The sequence below is a fragment of the Pseudoflavonifractor capillosus genome, assembly GCF_016899775.1.
In the GTDB taxonomy this organism is placed as follows: domain Bacteria; phylum Bacillota; class Clostridia; order Oscillospirales; family Oscillospiraceae; genus Lawsonibacter.
Genome location: NZ_JACJJE010000062.1, coordinates 1 through 17,728 on the forward strand (window position 1 = coordinate 1; position 17,728 = coordinate 17,728).

The 17,728-nt window shown below is 54.7% G+C and carries 12 protein-coding genes; 2 read left to right on the forward strand and 10 right to left on the reverse strand.

Annotated elements, in window-relative coordinates; genetic code table 11:
• Positions 1 to 47: 47 nt before the first annotated feature.
• The 9 genes from H6B31_RS14320 to H6B31_RS14360 all read right to left on the reverse strand — a co-directional run bounded on the left by H6B31_RS14320 (position 48) and on the right by H6B31_RS14360 (position 11,609).
• Positions 48 to 1,118, reverse strand: coding sequence for a leucine-rich repeat domain-containing protein (locus tag H6B31_RS14320; protein ID WP_204899116.1), 1,071 nt, complete (start codon positions 1,116 to 1,118; stop codon positions 48 to 50).
• A 24-nt stretch (positions 1,119 to 1,142) separates the two neighbouring features.
• On the reverse strand, positions 1,143 to 2,528 hold the full coding sequence (locus tag H6B31_RS14325; protein ID WP_204899117.1) for a vWA domain-containing protein: 1,386 nt from the start codon (positions 2,526 to 2,528) through the stop codon (positions 1,143 to 1,145).
• A gap of 30 nt (positions 2,529 to 2,558) precedes the next feature.
• Complete coding sequence (locus tag H6B31_RS14330) at positions 2,559 to 4,391, reverse strand: leucine-rich repeat domain-containing protein (RefSeq protein WP_204899118.1); 1,833 nt, start codon at positions 4,389 to 4,391, stop codon at positions 2,559 to 2,561.
• 74 nt (positions 4,392 to 4,465) lie between these two features.
• Positions 4,466 to 6,427 carry a leucine-rich repeat domain-containing protein gene (locus H6B31_RS14335; protein WP_204899119.1) on the reverse strand — a complete coding sequence of 654 codons (1,962 nt, stop codon included), beginning with the start codon at positions 6,425 to 6,427 and terminating at the stop codon, positions 4,466 to 4,468.
• A 33-nt stretch (positions 6,428 to 6,460) separates the two neighbouring features.
• On the reverse strand, positions 6,461 to 6,625 hold the full coding sequence (locus H6B31_RS14340) for a hypothetical protein (protein WP_204899120.1): 165 nt from the start codon (positions 6,623 to 6,625) through the stop codon (positions 6,461 to 6,463).
• Between the two features lie 312 nt (positions 6,626 to 6,937).
• On the reverse strand, positions 6,938 to 7,993 hold the full coding sequence (locus H6B31_RS14345) for a hypothetical protein (protein ID WP_204899121.1): 1,056 nt from the start codon (positions 7,991 to 7,993) through the stop codon (positions 6,938 to 6,940).
• A gap of 2 nt (positions 7,994 to 7,995) precedes the next feature.
• Positions 7,996 to 9,225 carry a RecQ family ATP-dependent DNA helicase gene (locus H6B31_RS14350; RefSeq protein WP_204899123.1) on the reverse strand — a complete coding sequence of 410 codons (1,230 nt, stop codon included), beginning with the start codon at positions 9,223 to 9,225 and terminating at the stop codon, positions 7,996 to 7,998.
• 388 nt (positions 9,226 to 9,613) lie between these two features.
• A complete protein-coding gene (locus tag H6B31_RS14355) occupies positions 9,614 to 9,880 on the reverse strand; it encodes a hypothetical protein (protein ID WP_204899125.1) in 267 nt (88 codons plus the stop codon).
• Between the two features lie 109 nt (positions 9,881 to 9,989).
• Complete coding sequence (locus H6B31_RS14360; protein WP_204899126.1) at positions 9,990 to 11,609, reverse strand: hypothetical protein; 1,620 nt, start codon at positions 11,607 to 11,609, stop codon at positions 9,990 to 9,992.
• A 442-nt stretch (positions 11,610 to 12,051) separates the two neighbouring features.
• Here H6B31_RS14360 and H6B31_RS14365 point away from each other — a divergent pair, with 442 nt between their 5' ends.
• The gene (locus tag H6B31_RS14365; protein WP_204899127.1) at positions 12,052 to 12,300 is read left to right on the forward strand and encodes a DUF6718 family protein; all 249 of its coding nucleotides are present in this window, start codon (positions 12,052 to 12,054) and stop codon (positions 12,298 to 12,300) included.
• 52 nt (positions 12,301 to 12,352) lie between these two features.
• Here the strand turns inward: H6B31_RS14365 and spoIVA are convergent, their stop codons facing one another.
• Positions 12,353 to 13,774 carry a stage IV sporulation protein A gene (gene spoIVA / locus H6B31_RS14370; RefSeq protein WP_346014094.1) on the reverse strand — a complete coding sequence of 474 codons (1,422 nt, stop codon included), beginning with the start codon at positions 13,772 to 13,774 and terminating at the stop codon, positions 12,353 to 12,355.
• A 324-nt stretch (positions 13,775 to 14,098) separates the two neighbouring features.
• On the opposite strand from spoIVA, the gene H6B31_RS14375 reads away from it, so the two are divergent.
• Positions 14,099 to 16,483: a phosphoketolase family protein gene (locus H6B31_RS14375; protein WP_243419069.1), complete on the forward strand. Its 2,385-nt coding sequence runs from the start codon at positions 14,099 to 14,101 to the stop codon at positions 16,481 to 16,483.
• The last annotated feature ends 1,245 nt before the right edge of the window (positions 16,484 to 17,728 follow it).

Below are 17,728 nucleotides of genomic sequence, written 5' to 3' on the forward strand. Positions count from 1 at the left end.
GCAACTACCATTTTACTGGCTTTTCCTCTTTGAGTCACTCTTTTTATTTACTGTTGCACTTGCATTGTAAATCGGCACATGTCAAAGGGATAGGTCTCCATTTCCACCCGCTTGCTCAGCAGGGTGACCTGCTGAAGGCCGCACCCCCGAAAGGCGTCCAGGCCGATCTCTGTCACCTTCTCCGGGATTACCACTTCCTCCAGCCCATCGCAGTCGGAACACAGCCCCTCGTTGATCTTCTTCAGCTTGGGCGGGAGGCGCAGCTGCCGGAGGGAGGAACACCCCTCAAAGGCGTGCTTTCCGATGGAAGTCACGGTGTCGGGGATGTGAATTTCCGGCAAACTCTGACAACCGGAGAAGGCATAGTCATAGATCCGGGTCACTGGCCCCAGGATGTTGACGCTTGCCAGACTTGTGCAGTTCTGAAAGGCACCCCAGCTGATCACCTTCACCCCCGCCGGAATGACGATACTGGTCAGTCCTGTACAGTCATGAAACGCATGTTTTTCGAGGTAGGTCAGTCCATCCGGTAAAGTCACATGGGTCAGATTTTTGTGCCCGAAGAAGGCGTTGGGAGCCAGCTCGGTCACTGACTCTGGAATGGTGATGCTGTCAGCGGCGGGCGCAAAAACGACAGCCTGCCCATCCATAGTTAGTACCAGTCCATTTTCCACGAAAAACGCTGGATTTTTGGAGGCAATCTCCACCTGGGATAGGCTGGTACAACCGTAAAACGCGTCGCCGTCTATATTCGTCATGCTGGCCGGGAGAGCAACGCGGGTCAGGGCTGTGCAGTCGGAAAAGACCCGGTTCTTGATCTCAGTCACTCCCTCTGAAAGGATGACATTCCGAAGCCGGACGCAGTGGGAGAATGCCGCAAAGCCGATCTCCATCACACTGCCTGGAATGGTCAGACTGACCAGTCCCGTTCCCTGGAAGGCATATGCTCCAATTTTGGTGATACCCTCCGGGATGGTCACAGCAGTCAGGCCCGTACAGCCGGAGAAGGCATAGTAACTGATCTCAACAACATCAGCTGGTATCACCACATTCCCGCCGAGACCGTTATACTTTACCAAAACACCGTTCTCAATGACAAAATCAGAATTGCCGCTCATAGCTTTTTCCTCCTGTCTGTATGATTAGATTTCCTCCGGCTCCAGCACCAGCTGGATGGCCCAGGGAGGCACCTCCGGGATCTCGTACCGCCCGTTGACGAAGACGAACGCCGTGGGGTAGTCCGGCTTCTTCTCCGGGAACACCCCGTACCCGTCGGTGAAGTAGATAAGTCCCTTCAGGTTGCGGAACTCCTTGGCCCGCCGCAACTCCTCCACATAGGAGAACACCGGCCGGAAGTCGGTGCCGCCGAAGCCCCGCAGCTGCATGGTGTCCAGATACCGGTCGAACTCCTCCTGGCTGGTGATTTTCGCGTCCTCCTGGATGTTCGCGTCGCACTGGATGATGTGCAGATTGATTTTCCGAAAAAAGCTCTCCTCCTGCCTGAGGATGTTGTAGGTCTTCTGCATAAACTTCTGCACCAGCTCCCCGGACACCGAGCCCGAGGTGTCGATGGCCACCACAAACTCCCGGATGCGCTTGACCTCCTTGTACTCCAGGGGTTCAATGAGGGGCATGTTCCCAAAAAGCTTCATGCCGTAGGTGTAGAAAATGTAGTCAAACTCGTCGTCGTTGACCTTCATGGCCTCCCCCAGGACGGCGAACTTCTTCAAAAAGGCGGTGTAGTCGTACTTCTCCCGGTTCACCGCCCGCAGGTTCTGGACCAGGTTTCCGGCTTGGTCTCCCCGCTGCCTGGAGAAGGTCTCCAAATCGGCCTGCATCCGCTCCGCGATGTCCTTCCAGACCTGGGCCAGTCCGCCCCTGATCCTCCAGAGGGATCGGCTGTCCCCGTTGGACGGGCCTGCTCCGCCGTCCGACGCCTGTTCCCCCGCTGGTGCAGTCCCTGCCATATATCCGGTGAGGGCCGCAGCCTGCTCCAGCGGCAGATACCAGATCCGGTGGTCGTCAGCATGGAAGTCCCGGCGCAGCCGGGTCAGCTGCTCCGGCGGAAGGTGCTGGTCCAGATACCAGCGGTAGATCTTCTCCGCCGTCAGATCCTTGACCGCCGCTTTCACCTGTCCCAGAAGGGCGGCCTGCCGGCCCTGGCGGGCAGCGGCCGCCGCCCGCAGGTCCAGCTCGCTGATGATGGCCTCCACCGTCATGTCACAGGCCAGGTCCCAGCAGGCGTGGTCCACCAGCGAGTCCACAAAGTTGTGGCGGAACACGCAGTGGAGCACCATGTGCAGATAGTCCCGCACCGGGCGCTCCTTCTCTTGGCGATAGCCCAGGAGAAGGGTCCGGGCATCGTAGTAGATGCGCTGCCCGTCGGTGGCCAACAGGCCCGGCGCGGGATGGTAGGTGAACTGGCTCAATGCCGCGTCCAGAAAGCGCAGGTTCACCAGAAGGGTGTTGCGGGACAGGCGCAGCACATCCTGGGCCAGCTGGTCCAGGCGCTGTTCTTGTTCGGTCATGTGGGCTCACTCCTGTTTGGTACTTAACTGCTATTCCTCAATGGCCTGGAAGGGGATATTCTTCTCCTTGGCGTACTGTTCGGCGTAAGACCCTGCCGGGGCGTGGATGGTGAGACGGGGACAATTTACAAAGGCGTCCGGCCCGATCTTCGTCACGCTGGCCGGGATGGTAATGCTGGCCAGTTCCCAGCAGTTTTCAAAGGCGCTCTCGCCGATGCTGGTCAACTTTTCCGGCAGAGTCACGCTGATCAGGCCCGCGCCATTGAAGGCGTTTTTCCCAATTCTGGTCACCTTTTCTGGAATAACAATGTCAGTCAGCCTCTCACAGTCAGCAAAAGCATACTCACCGATGTGACTCACCCGCGCCGGCAGGATCACACGGGTCAGGTTTTCGCATCTCCAAAAGAGCCAGCCCTCGATTTTGGTTACCCGGTTCGGAATGGCAATGCTGGTCAGGCCCGTGCAGCCGCCGAACGCCTCGCTCTCAAGTTTGGTCACGCTCTCAGGAATTGTCACGTCGGTCAGGCCCGTGCAGCCCCTGAAAGCCCCATCGCCAATCTTCGTCACACCCTCCGGGATGGTCACGCTGGTCAGGCCCGTACAGTCGGCGAACGCCCTGCCGCCGATCTCGGTCACCCTGTCCATAATCATGCTCTTCAAACCCACGCACCCACGGAACGCGCGGTTCCCAATCTTCGTCACTGTCTCGGGAAGGCGGACAGCCGTGATCTTACGGCGCTGGTCGGCCCGTACTGTGGTCAGTCGGTCTCTCTCCGGGCTGAAGGCGTCATCTCCGAGGGCCGTCACAGGGCTCTTACCAATGGCGGATGGAACCACCACCTCAGTCTCATCCCCCTTATAGTCCAGCAGACAGATGTCACCATCCGGATTTTTTTGGTACTTCCAGACCTTTTTGGCATCCCCGGCCGTCAATGTTCCGGTTATGATGGCTTCCATCTCCCGCACCATGTCTCGCTCTGCCTGATGCTGCAGTTCCCCCGGTTGGAACTGCTTGCTCTGGTAATCCAGCAGCATGGCGGCCGCCTCCGCATTCCCGTTGGCAGTCGCCTGCTCCATCAGACCCGGAAAGTCCCCCTTGGAAACCATCTTCTCTGCCAGCATCACATGCAGCAGGGGAATAAAGTCCAGGGCCACCGGGTAGAGCCTCTTTTTCTGACCTTTGATATATTTGAGGCAGTCGGCCCGGTATTCCTCCGGCAGTTCCGCCCCGGCGGAATCGCGCAGAGCAAAGCCTTTGATCGCCGCCCGCTTATCAGCCGGGCGCTGGAAATCCGACATCCGAAGCTGTTCCGCCGTGATGACAGACACATGATCCGGAAACGCATTCTCTCCGATCTCCGTCCTGCCCAGCAGGGTGAGTTCCCGCAGGGCGGTGCAGTCGGAAAAGGCCTCCGTTCCGATCTGTGTTACACCCTCTGGGATGGTCACGCTGGTCAGGCCTGTGCAGCGGTTGAACGCATGACTCCCAATCTTAGTCACACCATCTGGAATGACAATGCTGGTCAGGCCCTCACAGCCGCTGAACACAAAGTTCCTGATCTCGGTCACCCCGTCCGGGATAACAACGCTGGTCAGACCCTTGCAGCCGCCAAACGCGGCGTTCTCGATCTCGGTCATACGATCCGGGATGGTGATACGAATCAGACCGGTACAGTACTGAAAGGCATGATGTCCAATGCTGGTCACGCTCTCCGGCAAAGTTACACTGGTCAGGCTTGTACAATTATAGAAGCTCTGGTTTTCAATGCGGGTCACCCCCTCCGGGATGACCACATCCCCGCCGGGGCCGTTATACTTCTTCAAAACGCCGTTCTCAATGACAAAATCCGAATTGCCGCTCATGTTCATCTCTCCTGTCTGATGTTCAATTCAAAATTATGGGGCGGCCCGTCCTGTCAGAGGGAGGGCAGGTGTTTCTAAAGTTTCATCTTTCCCGCCTTGTCTACGTCCTCTTGCGGGATGTTCTGACTCCGATATTCCAGCAACACGGCAGTCAACTCGGGGTTGCCGAGTTTGGCCGATTCCTCCACATAATAGCCGATGTCCTTTGCCGTAAGATACCGTTCCATCAGAATGACCCGCAGGCAAGCGAGATCCGTCCAGAGTGTCTTGCGATGGCCTTTGATGTATTTCAGGCAGCTTGTCTTCACCTCGTCTGAGATCTGCTCTCCGGCTAGATAGCGTTCCGCAAAAGACCGCGCAGCAATCTCACGGATGGAGGGCTGCAGCTCCGCGATATTTCCGCCAGCGATGACAAGCTCTGGCTGTGCAGCCTCCCCAAACACTATTTGGCCAAACTTGACCTTACTGCCCAGCAGTGTGATCCGTTTCAAGGGGCAACGCGCGAAGGCGCCCGCGCCGACTTCCTCCACGGCGGCAGGCAGTGTCAGCTCTGTCAGGCACGCCCCGTCGAATGCGTGGTTATCAATTTTTGTGAGACTCTGCGGGAGCGTGACCGTTTCCAGACCGGTATCTGAAAACGCGGATTTCCCAATGCTCGTCAGCAGAGGGGGAAACTCTACCTGATAAAGCTGCGTGCAGCCTTTACAGAGACCGGCGCTGATTTTCTTTGTTTTGGCCGACAATTTTAGGGTGGTTAGCGATGCACAGCCGGCAAAGGCCTCGGAGCCCATAGCTGTGACGGTGTCAGGGATCGTAATGGCCGTGATCTTTTCGCACCCGGAAAACGCGGCATCCACAATCTTTTTCACCCCATCCGGTATCAGGCATTCTCCGGAAGTCCCTCCAACGCAGGTATACAGGATCGTGCCATCGACTGAGAGAATCATGCCCTTTTCGAATCGGAAATTGGGATTATCCGGATGGATCTTCACCTCTGTCAGACTGCCGCAGCCGGAAAATGCCCGCTTTTCTATTTTTTGCGTACTGGCAGGAATGGATACTCTGACCAGGCCTGTGCATCCAGCAAAGGCCTCGGCGCAAATCTCCTCTACGCCCTCTGGAAGAGTAATCCCGGTGAGGGTGGTACATTCCGCAAAAAGGCGGGGGCTGACCGACTTTTTTCCCTCCGGAAACACGATGTCTCCGCCAGGCCCGATGTACTTCAGCCATGTACCATCTTCTGTGATCTGTGTAATGTAGTCGCCTTCCTGCACACTGCCGTCCGCTTGAAACGCAACATGGTTCTTCTCGGCGTAGTGCTCGGCATAGCTGCCCGCCGGGGCGCTTATCTGAATACTATTGCAATTATAGAATGCGGCACCCCCTATCGTGGTCACGCTTTCTGGAAGAAAGACAGTCTGCAGACCGGTACAGCCAGAGAAGGCGTAGCTGCCGATGAAGGTCATACCATCGGGGAAAGATAATTCACGCAGACTGGTACAACCTACGAAGGCGGACGTGTCGATAGATTTCATGCTTTTCGGGAAAGATAGATCCGTTAAAGCCGCGCAGCTGTGAAAAGCGCTTTCACGGATGGCAGTCAACGTACTGGGAAACTCCACTTGTACCAAACTGACGCAGTTGGAAAAGGTGTAGTCCCCAATGCTGATCACGCCTTCCGGGATACTGACGCTGGTAAGGCCGGAACAGTCTCGGAACAGGTTTCGCGCAAGCGCAGTTACTCCCGCAGGGATCATGATTTCCTTCAGGCTGGAGCAGCCTTGGAAAGCGGCTACATCCATTTCTTTGAGTGTGGAAGGCAGCTGGATGTGCCTAAGATTGGTTTGGCCAGCAAATGCGCCGCTTTTGATCTTCGTTACGCCGTCAGGCAGGATAATACTCGTGAGATCATTGCGTCCACGAAAAGCGCTGGAGCCAATTCCGGTTATCCCTTCTGGAATGACCACATCCCCGCCAGGGCCGTTGTACTTCTCCAATATTCTGTATTGAATGACAAAATCCGAATTGCTGCTCATATGCGCTGCTCCTTCCCGTATTCTTGTTTTCCACTACAGCCCATGCCGCCTGGCGATCTCCTCCAGCTCCTCGTCATCCGCCTTTCGGATCTCATCCTCCTCCAGCAGCATGGCGGACATGCCGGCACATGCCCCAGCGTACACATCGTCCAGCAGCTTCTGCCGCAGGTCATCCGGGTTTTGGCTATATGTTTTCATCAGTTGTTTCTCCTATCACAGTTGTTATCAATATAACAAAAAGGCACCTTCATTCCAGACGTTCAACATTTGGAAGGGAAGTGCCTTTTATTTGTACTATGCAGCCAGCATAGTATCGTTGACAAAATAATACCTCATACAGAAAAGCATTAGATGTTTCCATAATGATTGATGTATGATTCGCATAATTGCTCCTCCGCATTTTGGGAATATATTATGCATTATAGCATGAACGCAACAATAAAACAACTCAGTCCTTCTCGCTACTCTAAGTGGAATCACTTTATATCGCGCTACTAGAATGTGTTGCTTTCACAAAAGCTTATTGAGAGGAGGCATTTCTGCAATCGAGCTGCTGTTCGGTAATGTAATAGGATTTATATCCTGCTTATCAAATTCAGCGTATATTTTCTTTAATTTTTTATCATTCACATCCGTATCATATGATTTTAATTTTTGAACGGCATTATCTAATGTAGCAGAGTCACTCACTTTTCGCAGCAGAGACAGCATTAGTTCCCTCCTCTCCTCCTTTTTGACCTTCCTAATAGCTGATACGGCATCTTCATACCGCAGGTGGGTACCGCTACAAGGGAACATTCTATTCAAGTAGGAGCTGATCACCAAAGCCGCCTGACCTGATGCTGCCTTCAGAAGCTTGTCATTGCTTTCCAAAGCCCTTTTACCAAGCGCACGCTGCAAACTTGGGCGCTTCAACTGAGCCTCCAGCCTTAAGATGGCTAAGTCATCTAATCTTTCCGGACAGTGGTTAGTCATCTCCAGCTGATCGATCTTGTCGTAGCAAAAGAACGACGCCTGGTTGCATCGGATACAATATGTATGCTGATTTGCCCGTTGGGGATCTTTGGCCTTTCTCCCGTTCTTTTTGAAGTGATCCACATGATATTTGGGAATCAGACAAGATTTTTTCAAAATACGGATGTAGGCGTCCACGTAGTCTTGACTGCAAAAGACCATGTTGCATGTCAGATCACAGCGGCTGAAAGGTATATTCTCTAGTTTCCCGGGGATACACATCTCCTCCAGATAGCAGTTCAAGCACTTTTCCAGTTTTTCATAGACCCTCTTGGAATGTTGGTAGAGTTCCGTAGTGATGTTCGAACCTAATATCCGGCAAGGCTCAACTATGATACTAACACGGTAAGTATGCCGTTTTTTGATACGATAGAGTATAATCTGGACACCGGGCATTTGTTTGTCGCGCAGAGTATAGGATTCTTGTCCCTTTTTATTGTGAAATAATTGACCTCTGGTGCGCATTTGATTAAGAACTTCATTGAACTGATTTTTCGACAGAGGCTGGCTAAGTTCAAAGGTATGAATCCCAACTTCGATATATTCCAACATTTTTATTTGTGCCTCCTTGCTTTCTGACAATAGGTGCAGCGTCCGCAGGGCTTGTCCAATTTCTCTCCTAGGGCCAGCAACATTCTCTGGACCATACAGCCTTTCTCATCGTCGGCATATTCCTTCATCTCATCAAGCGCCCTCAAAGAGTACCCCAATGCAGCGGGATCTTGATTTTGCTCAATCACCCATCGATTAAGGTCATAGTCGGACTTCCGATAAAGCAAAATACACCGAGCCCTGCTCCCGTCACGTCCTGCCCGTCCAGCTTGCTGATAGTAGTCGATGATAGATAACGGGAGATTGTAGTGGATAATCAGGCGAACATCTGATTTATTGACGCCCATACCGAATGCAGAGGTGGCCACCATAATACGGCGCTCTCCACTCATAAAAGCCTGCTCATTCCTCTTGCGTTCCCCGTTTGATAGATTGGAATGGCAAATGGACACCTGTTTGGGGTACCACTTCTTGACTAGATCATAGATTTCTTTGGTCTGCGCCCTGGTATTGCAATAGATAATGCAGGAACCATCGCCAGACTTGCTATATTGTTTGAGCAGACGTTTCAGTTCCTTCTGGCGTTTTTCCTCCGAAACAAAAGAATAGACAGAGAATGTAAGCTTTGGGCGGTAAAGACTGATTTCGTATTCCTTGATATGTTTCATGTGTAAAAGCTCTTTTATCTTCTCCCGGTCTGAAACAGGCGCGGTAGCTGTCAAAGCAACCACCTGCGGTCTGCGAGGCAGTTGTTTCAAAAAATCACCGATCTCCAGATAGGCTGCACGAAAGCCATACCCCCATGAGGTCACACAGTGGCATTCGTCTACCACCAGAAGGGATACCGGAATGTCCGACAGATCTAGTTTCCATAGAGACTCTGGAGTAGTGTAGAGAATAAGATAGCCATATTGTTTCAGCGCCCTTTGAATACCGAACTCATCATATGACATGCAATCAGATGCCAGAGCCCCCACACTGAGTTGTCTCTGTTGGAGTTGATCAACTTGATCATGAAGCAGAGACAGGGTTGGAACAATTACGATGGTTAGCTCACCCTCCATGATCGCGAGTATCTGAAAAATTGCTGACTTGCCGAAAGATGTAGGCGCAATCATAAAAAGATCTTGGCCATCCAGTCCATCTTTGATTGCATTGACCTGTTCCTTCTTCAGCTCGCCTTTGATCCCAATCGTATCTGCCACTTGTCTGATTGTTTTCTTGATACTCATAAAAGCATTCTCCTTCCAAACAATTTATAAATATGGTTGTTGGCAAATCAAAAGATAATAGTATAAAACTCGCGCCGGATTGGCGTGAATGTAAACAAGTCCTCTTAGTTACATTCACGCCAATCCGGCGCGATACTTTCTCTCATATGGCGCTTTTCTTCGAAGAATTTTTGATCCATAGTATTGCGCAATAGAAAGGTCAATGGAGTCGCAAACTCTGGATCAAAAATTCTTCTCAGAAAATGCGTTTTGGTTATTATTTCCTTTGGTTCACTCAATCTGAAAAATTGATGTAAACTTATGTATATGATAAGTTCAGGTGGAAAGGCGATTAAAAATGGGCAAAGAGAATGTGTGTATTATGTCAGGCCAGCACTGCGTTGCACGACTATTCCATATTTACGATCCTTTCCCGCGCCAACCGAAACATTTCATCAGAGATCAGCCCTGCTTCAAAAAGCCGGTGGTTAATCTGCAATTCGATTTCCTTAATGCACTCCCTTGACAATTCATATCCCGATGTAATCATATTGCGAGCTCCTCTCATCTTTTTACAGATGTTGGGCTGCAAATCAAAAAGAAATTGCAAATCGGGTTCTTTCTCGGCGGTGCTGATCATATCTCTCCTATTGGTGGTCCGATCAAATCCGATCAAAAAAGAAAAGTCCCCCGATAGGCATAACTTTGCCCATCGGGGGTACAGTTGTATATTTATATATGCTCCAGAACAGAGAACAGCCGGAACAGAGAACAGGCCAGTAAAGTTAGACTTTGGGGTCAGGTGACACGCGTCTCTGCTTTCCTGCATTTTCTGCCCGATGTCCTGCGTCATCCAGTTTGGCACGAAGTTCTTGGGGCAAAAATGTCATTTTATCTATCCGAAAGAAGACACCCTTTTTATTGGTACCGGTAGCTCGGACGCGCATCTTGTCGCTATATCCTACATAATCTAGAATCAGCTTTTTTGCTTCGTCATACAGCCATTTCCCACCATTTCCCCCACAAAATTTGTCTAAAAGATCTATAAACTGTTCTTTAGAAAAACGCGCGTAATAAACACCTGAAGGTGGCTCTTTCATGGGAGCTAGTCCAATATCGCCCCACATATCTGTCTTGCGCTCTTCTTTGGATATATAAAACTTATCCGGGAAGCCTTTTTCGAAAATTTGTATTAGCGCACTTTCAAATTCTTCTTTTATTCTATTTTCTTCATTCAGATCTTCTTGCTCCACAAAGTCCGAAGTGCTGCGAATTTCCCACCCAGGAAGCAATACGGCGTACCACTCTTTTTCGATTTCAACAGCCTGATTCTGTTCCAGCTCCTGTTCCCTAACACAGGCCTTCAAGAACAGATGAAGAGCCAGCAACTGAATGGAAATAGGATACCTTTCCGCTACCTTTATTTTGACGTTGCTGTTCTGGTTATGGGAATCAATTCCTTTATCATATCTGAAAAACTCATTTCGAATCATTTTTTCCCATTTCTTTTTCTTTTTGGACTTTCGCAATATATAGCGGGCATAACGAATTACAGAGGCCTGGACTTCATCCACATCCCATTGGCAATTAGAGTCCGCCAGGTCCTCTCCCACGATCTCTACTGGCGTAGTTAACACTTGCCTTAGAGATGGCCCATAGATCACCATGCTTACCCATCGGTTCATCTGTTGCAGACGTCTGCCCTCTTTTCCACGCAGGAACCAGCTATAAACCATCAGGGTGGTATCTCGGTACTGAGGCAACATTCGTTTATTACGGCCTTCAAGCTTTAAAAAAGCCCTGTCTGTAATCTTCTCGTCACTAGCTTTCCTAGGCAGAACTGGAGTATATCTACACTTTATCGTTTTTCCCCCGCCCATCATTCGAAAAAGTCTAGTTTCAGTAGTGTCCAACGCTAAAGAACGGATGATACGCTCCAATATTTCTCCTGCAGATGTCGCCTGTTTCACAAATATGATAGGCGCACGCCGCTGTAGTGAGGTCAAATATCCCATATAATATCCAGCAGACACACGTGCGCAGTATCCAGCCAGAACAGAAGCCACTAAACGCAGCATTTCCCGCTTGGCGTCTGGGGTTGGTCCACAGGAGTTCAGTAGGGCGCACATCGCCTCTATTCCATTTCGTTCCCTATTACTCTCCTCTTCAGCTTTATAGCGATCACCAACACAGGACAAACCCACGCGAATTTTAATTTTCTTCTCATCAACAGACTGGCAATTTGGTTGCTTTTCATATTTTTTATGGCATTTTTCAACTTCCCTTTTGGTTGCATAGCTCTCTTCTTCCAGCCACTCCCCTTTATTCTTTTGCTTCACCGCATAACCCCAGGCTCCATTGTCATATTTCCAGGTATAGATTTTCACCGTTTTGACTTCATCCATAAACTTACACCTCCAGGAACCTTCATAAATTCAAGCAAAACAGTGTTCTGATTTCTGTTCCTTGGCAAAGAACACGTATCCAGGTCCATTTTATCTGAAAAATGTATCCATTTCAACTATGATAAAGTGTGTTTGTAAAGCCGCTGCCTATATCGATTTTTACTTGTGCCCTGCGAATTAAAAATCAATATCAGAATCAGAAATCGCCCGTTGCAGCTCGTTCTCTGTAACGGACTCATCTTCTATCGCACTACAAAGTGCGTTTCAGAAACAGCTTTAATTTTTTCGTCGAGCATGCTATACTAATAGTGGAGCCATAAGTATATCTACAAATATAAATCACCAAAGCTTGGGCAATCACTTTATCAGGAGTTTTCTCAAGGCATCATTCAATCTGAAAACGATTTCTTAATGCGGTTGCATGAGCAGGAGGCTAACTATCATGGAGAATAAAAAAATATATGTTGTAGCAAAGATTTTTGATCAGCAAGGCTGCATTGCCTACCTCTGCTGTAAAACACCGAATGAGGCCAGGTGTTTGCCTGGAACGTTGGAGGCCCTGCGAGCGGACGGCGTTCAAATTGTGATTCTGGATTCACCGGACATTTACTCTGAGTATGCTCCCTATCGCTATATCGAGAATATGAAAGAATTTATCGACAAAGTAAGTCAACTGAACAGAGCCGCTTAAAAAAGAGTGGGAATTACTCCCACTCTTTTCTGCAATTTCAATTTTGACTTGTTTATATAACTCTCGGCTGATGTTTTCTCCTAAGTACGAACCCTAGAGACCAAATCCCTGTCCAGCCCCTCATAATATAATACATATTGACAAGGAAAAGACGGCCCCACCGAGGGGACCGTCTCCTTTCCGCATTCAGACCAGCACTGCCAACTTCACTTGTAACGTCCTCCCGTTTTGTGGGCTTCGCAGTTCTAAACTTCTTTTTGTTCCATATAATATGGATGGAAGGGGCGCTGGCCTTCAGGCGGACCCCGTACCTCCCCCCCTGCTTGACGATCTCCGGCTCCTCCAGCACCAGGGAGTCGATGGAGGGCACCACGATGCCGTAGCCGGTCTCCTCCACCTCCTTCAGGGCGTCGGCCACCTTGTCGTACTTGGCCTTCACCTGGGCCAGCTGGGTGAGCAGGGCCATCAGGTCCCCGTCGTCCCCGATCTGGAAGCCCGACTGCTGGGACAGGGTCTCGTAGAACAGGGAGCGGGGCAGCTCCAGCACGGCGGAGGCCAGGCCGGTGCCCAGGTCGATGGCGGTCACCCTGGCCTCGCTCACCTGCTCGCACTCCCGCATGGAGCCCACCGCCCCGTCCACGTCCCGGATGCGGTGGAGCCGGTCCGCCCCCTCCCGGATGGCCTCGTACAGGGCGGCCTTGATGGGGTGCTCCTGGGGCAGGGCGTCCACCCAGGGGGGCAGGAACAGGTCCAGCTCCTTCAGGGGGAACTCGTAAAGCACCTGCTTGAGCAGGTCGTGGATGTCCGCCTCCCCCAGCTCCAGGCAGTTGCAGGCCACGCAGGTCACCTGGTGCCGCTGGGCGATGTCGGCGCGGATGGCCCGGGCCCGGTCGGAGCTGGGGTAGGCGGAGTTGAGCACCACCAGGAAGGGCTTGCCCAGCTCTTTGAGCTCGGAGATGACCCGCTCCTCCGCCTCCAGGTAGTTTTCCCGGGGGATATCGGCAATCGAGCCATCTGTGGTTACCACAATGGCGATGGTGGAGTGCTCCGAGACCACCTTCCGGGTGCCGATCTCCGCCGCCTCGGACATGGGGATCTCGTGGTCGAACCAGGGGGTGGTCACCATTCGCTCCTCCTCCCCCTCCAGCTGGCCCACCGCCCCGGTGACCATGTACCCCACGCAGTCGATGAGCCGCACCTGGAAGGCCCCGCCCCCTTCCATGGAGACGGTGACCGCCTCCTCGGGGACGAACTTGGGCTCCGCCGTCATAATGGTCCGGCCGGAGCCGCTCTGGGGCAGCTCGTCCCGGGCCCGCTCCCGGCGGTACACGTTTTCAATGTTGGGGATGACCATGGTCTCCATGAACCGCTTAATGAAGGTGGATTTCCCGGTGCGCACCGGCCCCACCACGCCGATGTAGATGTCGCCCTCGGTCCGAAGCGCGATATCCTCGTAGATTTTGCGGTCTTCCACTTGAATTCCTCCTTCGGCCTGTGGGCCGGTCATTTCCGTATACTATATGGGGATAAGCCCTCTGATATGCCTGGCCCTTGGGAGGCCCTTAACCGCCTTTTCCCACCGCCTCCCTCCGGTTACACCGGCGCTTTTTTCCATCCCTGCGCTGTTTATCCGGCTTGTAGTGCCCCTGCCCCGCTGTTTTTTCAGACAGGGCCGGACTTGAATTGACATTTTTCGATTTTACGCTATACTTAATGGCAAACGACTACTGTAAGGAGGCACCTACCTATGCCCAAAGCTGCCGACCCGGTCCGGCCCGCCCAGAAGGCCCCGGCCCGGATGTCCAAAAAGGACCCCCTCACCAAGGAACAGGTCCGGGCCATCGACGCCTGGTGGCGGGCGGCCAACTACCTGTCCGCCTGCCAGCTGTACCTGCTGGACAACCCCCTGCTCCGGGAGCCCCTGAAGGAGGAGCACCTGAAGCGCACCATCGTGGGCTACTGGGGCACCTGTCCCGGCCAGAACTTCATCTATACCCACCTGAACCGGGCCATCGTCAAGTATGACCTGGACATGATCTATCTGTCCGGCCCCGGCCACGGGGGCAACGCCATCGTGGCCCAGGACTATCTGGACGGCTCCTACAGCGAGGTCTACCCCAACATCAGCCGGGACGAGGCGGGCATGAAGCGGCTGTTCCGCCAGTTCGCCTTCCCCGGGGGCATCCCCAGCCACACCGCCCCCGAGACCCCCGGCTCCATCAACGAGGGGGGCGAGCTGGGCTACTCCCTGGCCCACGCCTTCGGGGCGGTGATGGACAACCCGGACCTCATCGCCGCCTGCGTGGTGGGTGACGGGGAGGCGGAGACCGGCCCCCTGGCCGCCGCCTGGCACTCCAACAAGTTTTTAAACCCCATCACCGACGGGGCGGTGCTGCCCATCCTCCATCTGAACGGCTTCAAGATCGGCAACCCCACCATCTTCTCCCGCATCTCCCGGGAGGAGGCCGAGATGTTCTTCAAGGGCTGCGGCTGGGAACCCCGCTTTGTGGAGGGGGACGAACCGGAGCAGATGCACCAGAAGATGGCCGCCGCCCTGGACTGGGCGGTGCGGGAGATCCAGCGGGTGCAGGAGTACGCCCGCACCACCGGCGACGCCGCCCGCCCCCGGTGGCCCATGATCGTCTTCCGCTCCCCCAAGGGCTGGACCGGCCCCAAGGAGGTAGACGGACAACCGGTGGAGGGCAGCTGGCGCTCCCACCAGATCCCCATTCCCGTCCACGACGGCAAGCCCGGCCGCGTCCAGGAGCTGGAGCGGTGGCTGAGGAGCTACCGCCCCGAGGAGCTCTTTGACGAGAACGGCGCCCTCATCCCCCAGCTCCAGGCCCTCGCCCCCCAGGGGGACCGGCGCATGGGCGCCAATCCCCACGCCAACGGCGGGCTGCTCCTGCGGGACCTGCGCACCCCCGACTTCCGGGAGTACGCGGTGTCCGTCCCCCGCCCCGGCGCGGTGGAGGAGGAGGACGCCGCCGTGCTGGGAAATTATGTGCGGGACCTGCTGCGCCTGAACCAGGAGGCCCGGAATTTCCGGGTGTTCGGCCCCGACGAGACCGCCTCCAACGGCCTGTCCGCCGCCTTCCAGGCCAGCGGCCGCCGGTGGATGGACCCCGCCGACCCCCGCACCGACCAGGACCTCTCCCCCGACGGGCGAGTGATGGACGCCATGCTCTCCGAGCACCTGTGCCAGGGCTGGCTGGAGGGCTATCTGCTCACCGGCCGCCACGGCTTCTTCAACAGCTATGAGGCCTTCATCCGCATCGTGGACTCCATGGTGTCCCAGCACGCCAAGTGGCTGAAGGTGTGCAACCAGCTCCCCTGGCGGCAGAAGATCGCCTCCCTCAACTATGTACTCTCCTCCAACGTGTGGCAGCAGGACCACAACGGGTTCAACAACCAGGACCCGGGCTTCCTGGACCACGTGGCCAACAAAAAGGCGGACGTGGTGCGTCTCTACCTGCCCCCGGACGCCAACTGCCTGCTCTCCTGCTTCGACCACTGTGTGAAGAGCCGCAACTACATCAACGTCATCGTGGCCTCCAAGCACCCCCGGCCCCAGTGGCTCACCATGGACCAGGCGGTGAAGCACTGCACCCAGGGCATCGGCATCTGGCAGTGGGCCTCCAACGACCAGGGGGTGGAGCCCGACGTGGTCATGGCCTGCTGCGGGGACACCCCCACCCTGGAGACCCTGGCCGCCGTCACCATTCTGCGCAAATACCTGCCCGATCTGAAGATCCGGGTGGTGAACGTGGTGGACCTGATGAAGCTCCAGCCCCACACGGAGCACCCACACGGCCTCACCGACGAGGACTACGACGCTCTGTTCACCCAGGACAAGCCCATCATCTTCGCCTTCCACGGCTACCCCACCCTGGTCCATGAGCTCACCTACCGCCGGCACAACAAGAACCTGCACGTGCGGGGCTATAAGGAGGAGGGCACCATGACCACCCCCTTCGACATGCGGGTGCAGAACAACATCGACCGCTTCAGCCTGGTCATCGACACGGTGAAGCGGCTGCCCCAGCTGGGCAACACCGCCGCCTACGTGCTCCAGGAGATGCGGGACAAGCTGGTGGAACACAAGCAGTACATCACCACCTACGGGCAGGACCTGCCCGAGGTGCGGGAGTGGAAGTGGACACAGTCCCCTTCGGAGCGATAACCCTTTGGGACCTCGCCGCCTGCGGGCGGCGGGGTCTTTTTTATAAAAAATTTTTGGGGGTATTTCGCCGCTCTTTCTCTGTAGGGGCGGCACACTGGGCCGCCCGCCTTGTCTTTTGCTTATTGGGGTGTTTCGCCGTCCCGTCCTGTTTCAGCCTTCCCCCTGGGGGGAAAGGTGGCTGGCCGCTAGGCCAGACGGATGAGGGGGCAGGTTTCCAACCCGTGTAGGGCGCGACGACTCGGCGCGCCGTTATGTAGGGTTTCGCCCTGCTGGGCGACCTACTTTGCCCGTGGCGGCAAAGTAGGCAAAACGCCGCCGGGGACGGCTCCGATGGACACTTCGTGCCCATAGTCGCCCACCCTACCCCCTCTGGCCCTTCGGGCCATCTCCCCCTGATAGGGGGAGTCGGCCCCGGACCCCATTTTACGGGAGTGCCAATTAGGCAGACTTTTCTGTCGACGCAAAGGCGCGGGTGGATCAGTTGACACGCTATACCTCGTCTTTCGCTGCCGCTGGCTTGGTGGTAATCGAGGGCCGGGCACTCCCCTGTTTGAAAGCGCCTTTGTTGCGGCGGGGTTCAAGTGCGGCTCAGGGAAACGGCGAACACGGGCAACGCTGCGTTTTTCTCGTAGGGCCCGATGCCCTCATCGGGCCGTTCTCGGGCGGCCCGGTGTGCCGCCCCTACGAAGGGAATCGAAACCTGATTCTGCATCCGGCACAGGCGACCGCGAGGGCCGCCCCTACGGCTTCACGAGAGCATATTTGAAACCCTGGCGGGCGGGTGAGGACACCCGCCCCTACGGCAAATAAAGAGGCGGGTGCGTTTTTTACGTAGGGGCCGGACACTGGCCGGCCCGCGGGAGGGGCACACCCCAGGGTGGCTTCTCTCGGTCTTCAGCCGATTCACCTTCAGCCCCTCCCCTACGGGTTTCAAAGACACCTTCCGAGTTTGGGCAGGGGGTCCCCTTGGGGCTCCCGCCGTGGATGATTCGGGTAAAAAGGTCACCCTCATCCGCCTCGCATACGCTCGGCACCTTCCCCCTTGGAGGGGGAAGGCTCGGGCGGCCCGGTGTGCCGCCCCTACAAAGGGGAGCGAAATCTGATTCCGCATCCGGCACGGGCGACTGCGAGGGTCGCCCCTACGGCTTCACGAGAGCATATTTGAACCCCTGGCGGGCGGGTGAGGACACCCGCCCCTACGGCAAATAAAGAGGCGGGTGCGTTTTTTACGTAGGGGCCGGACAC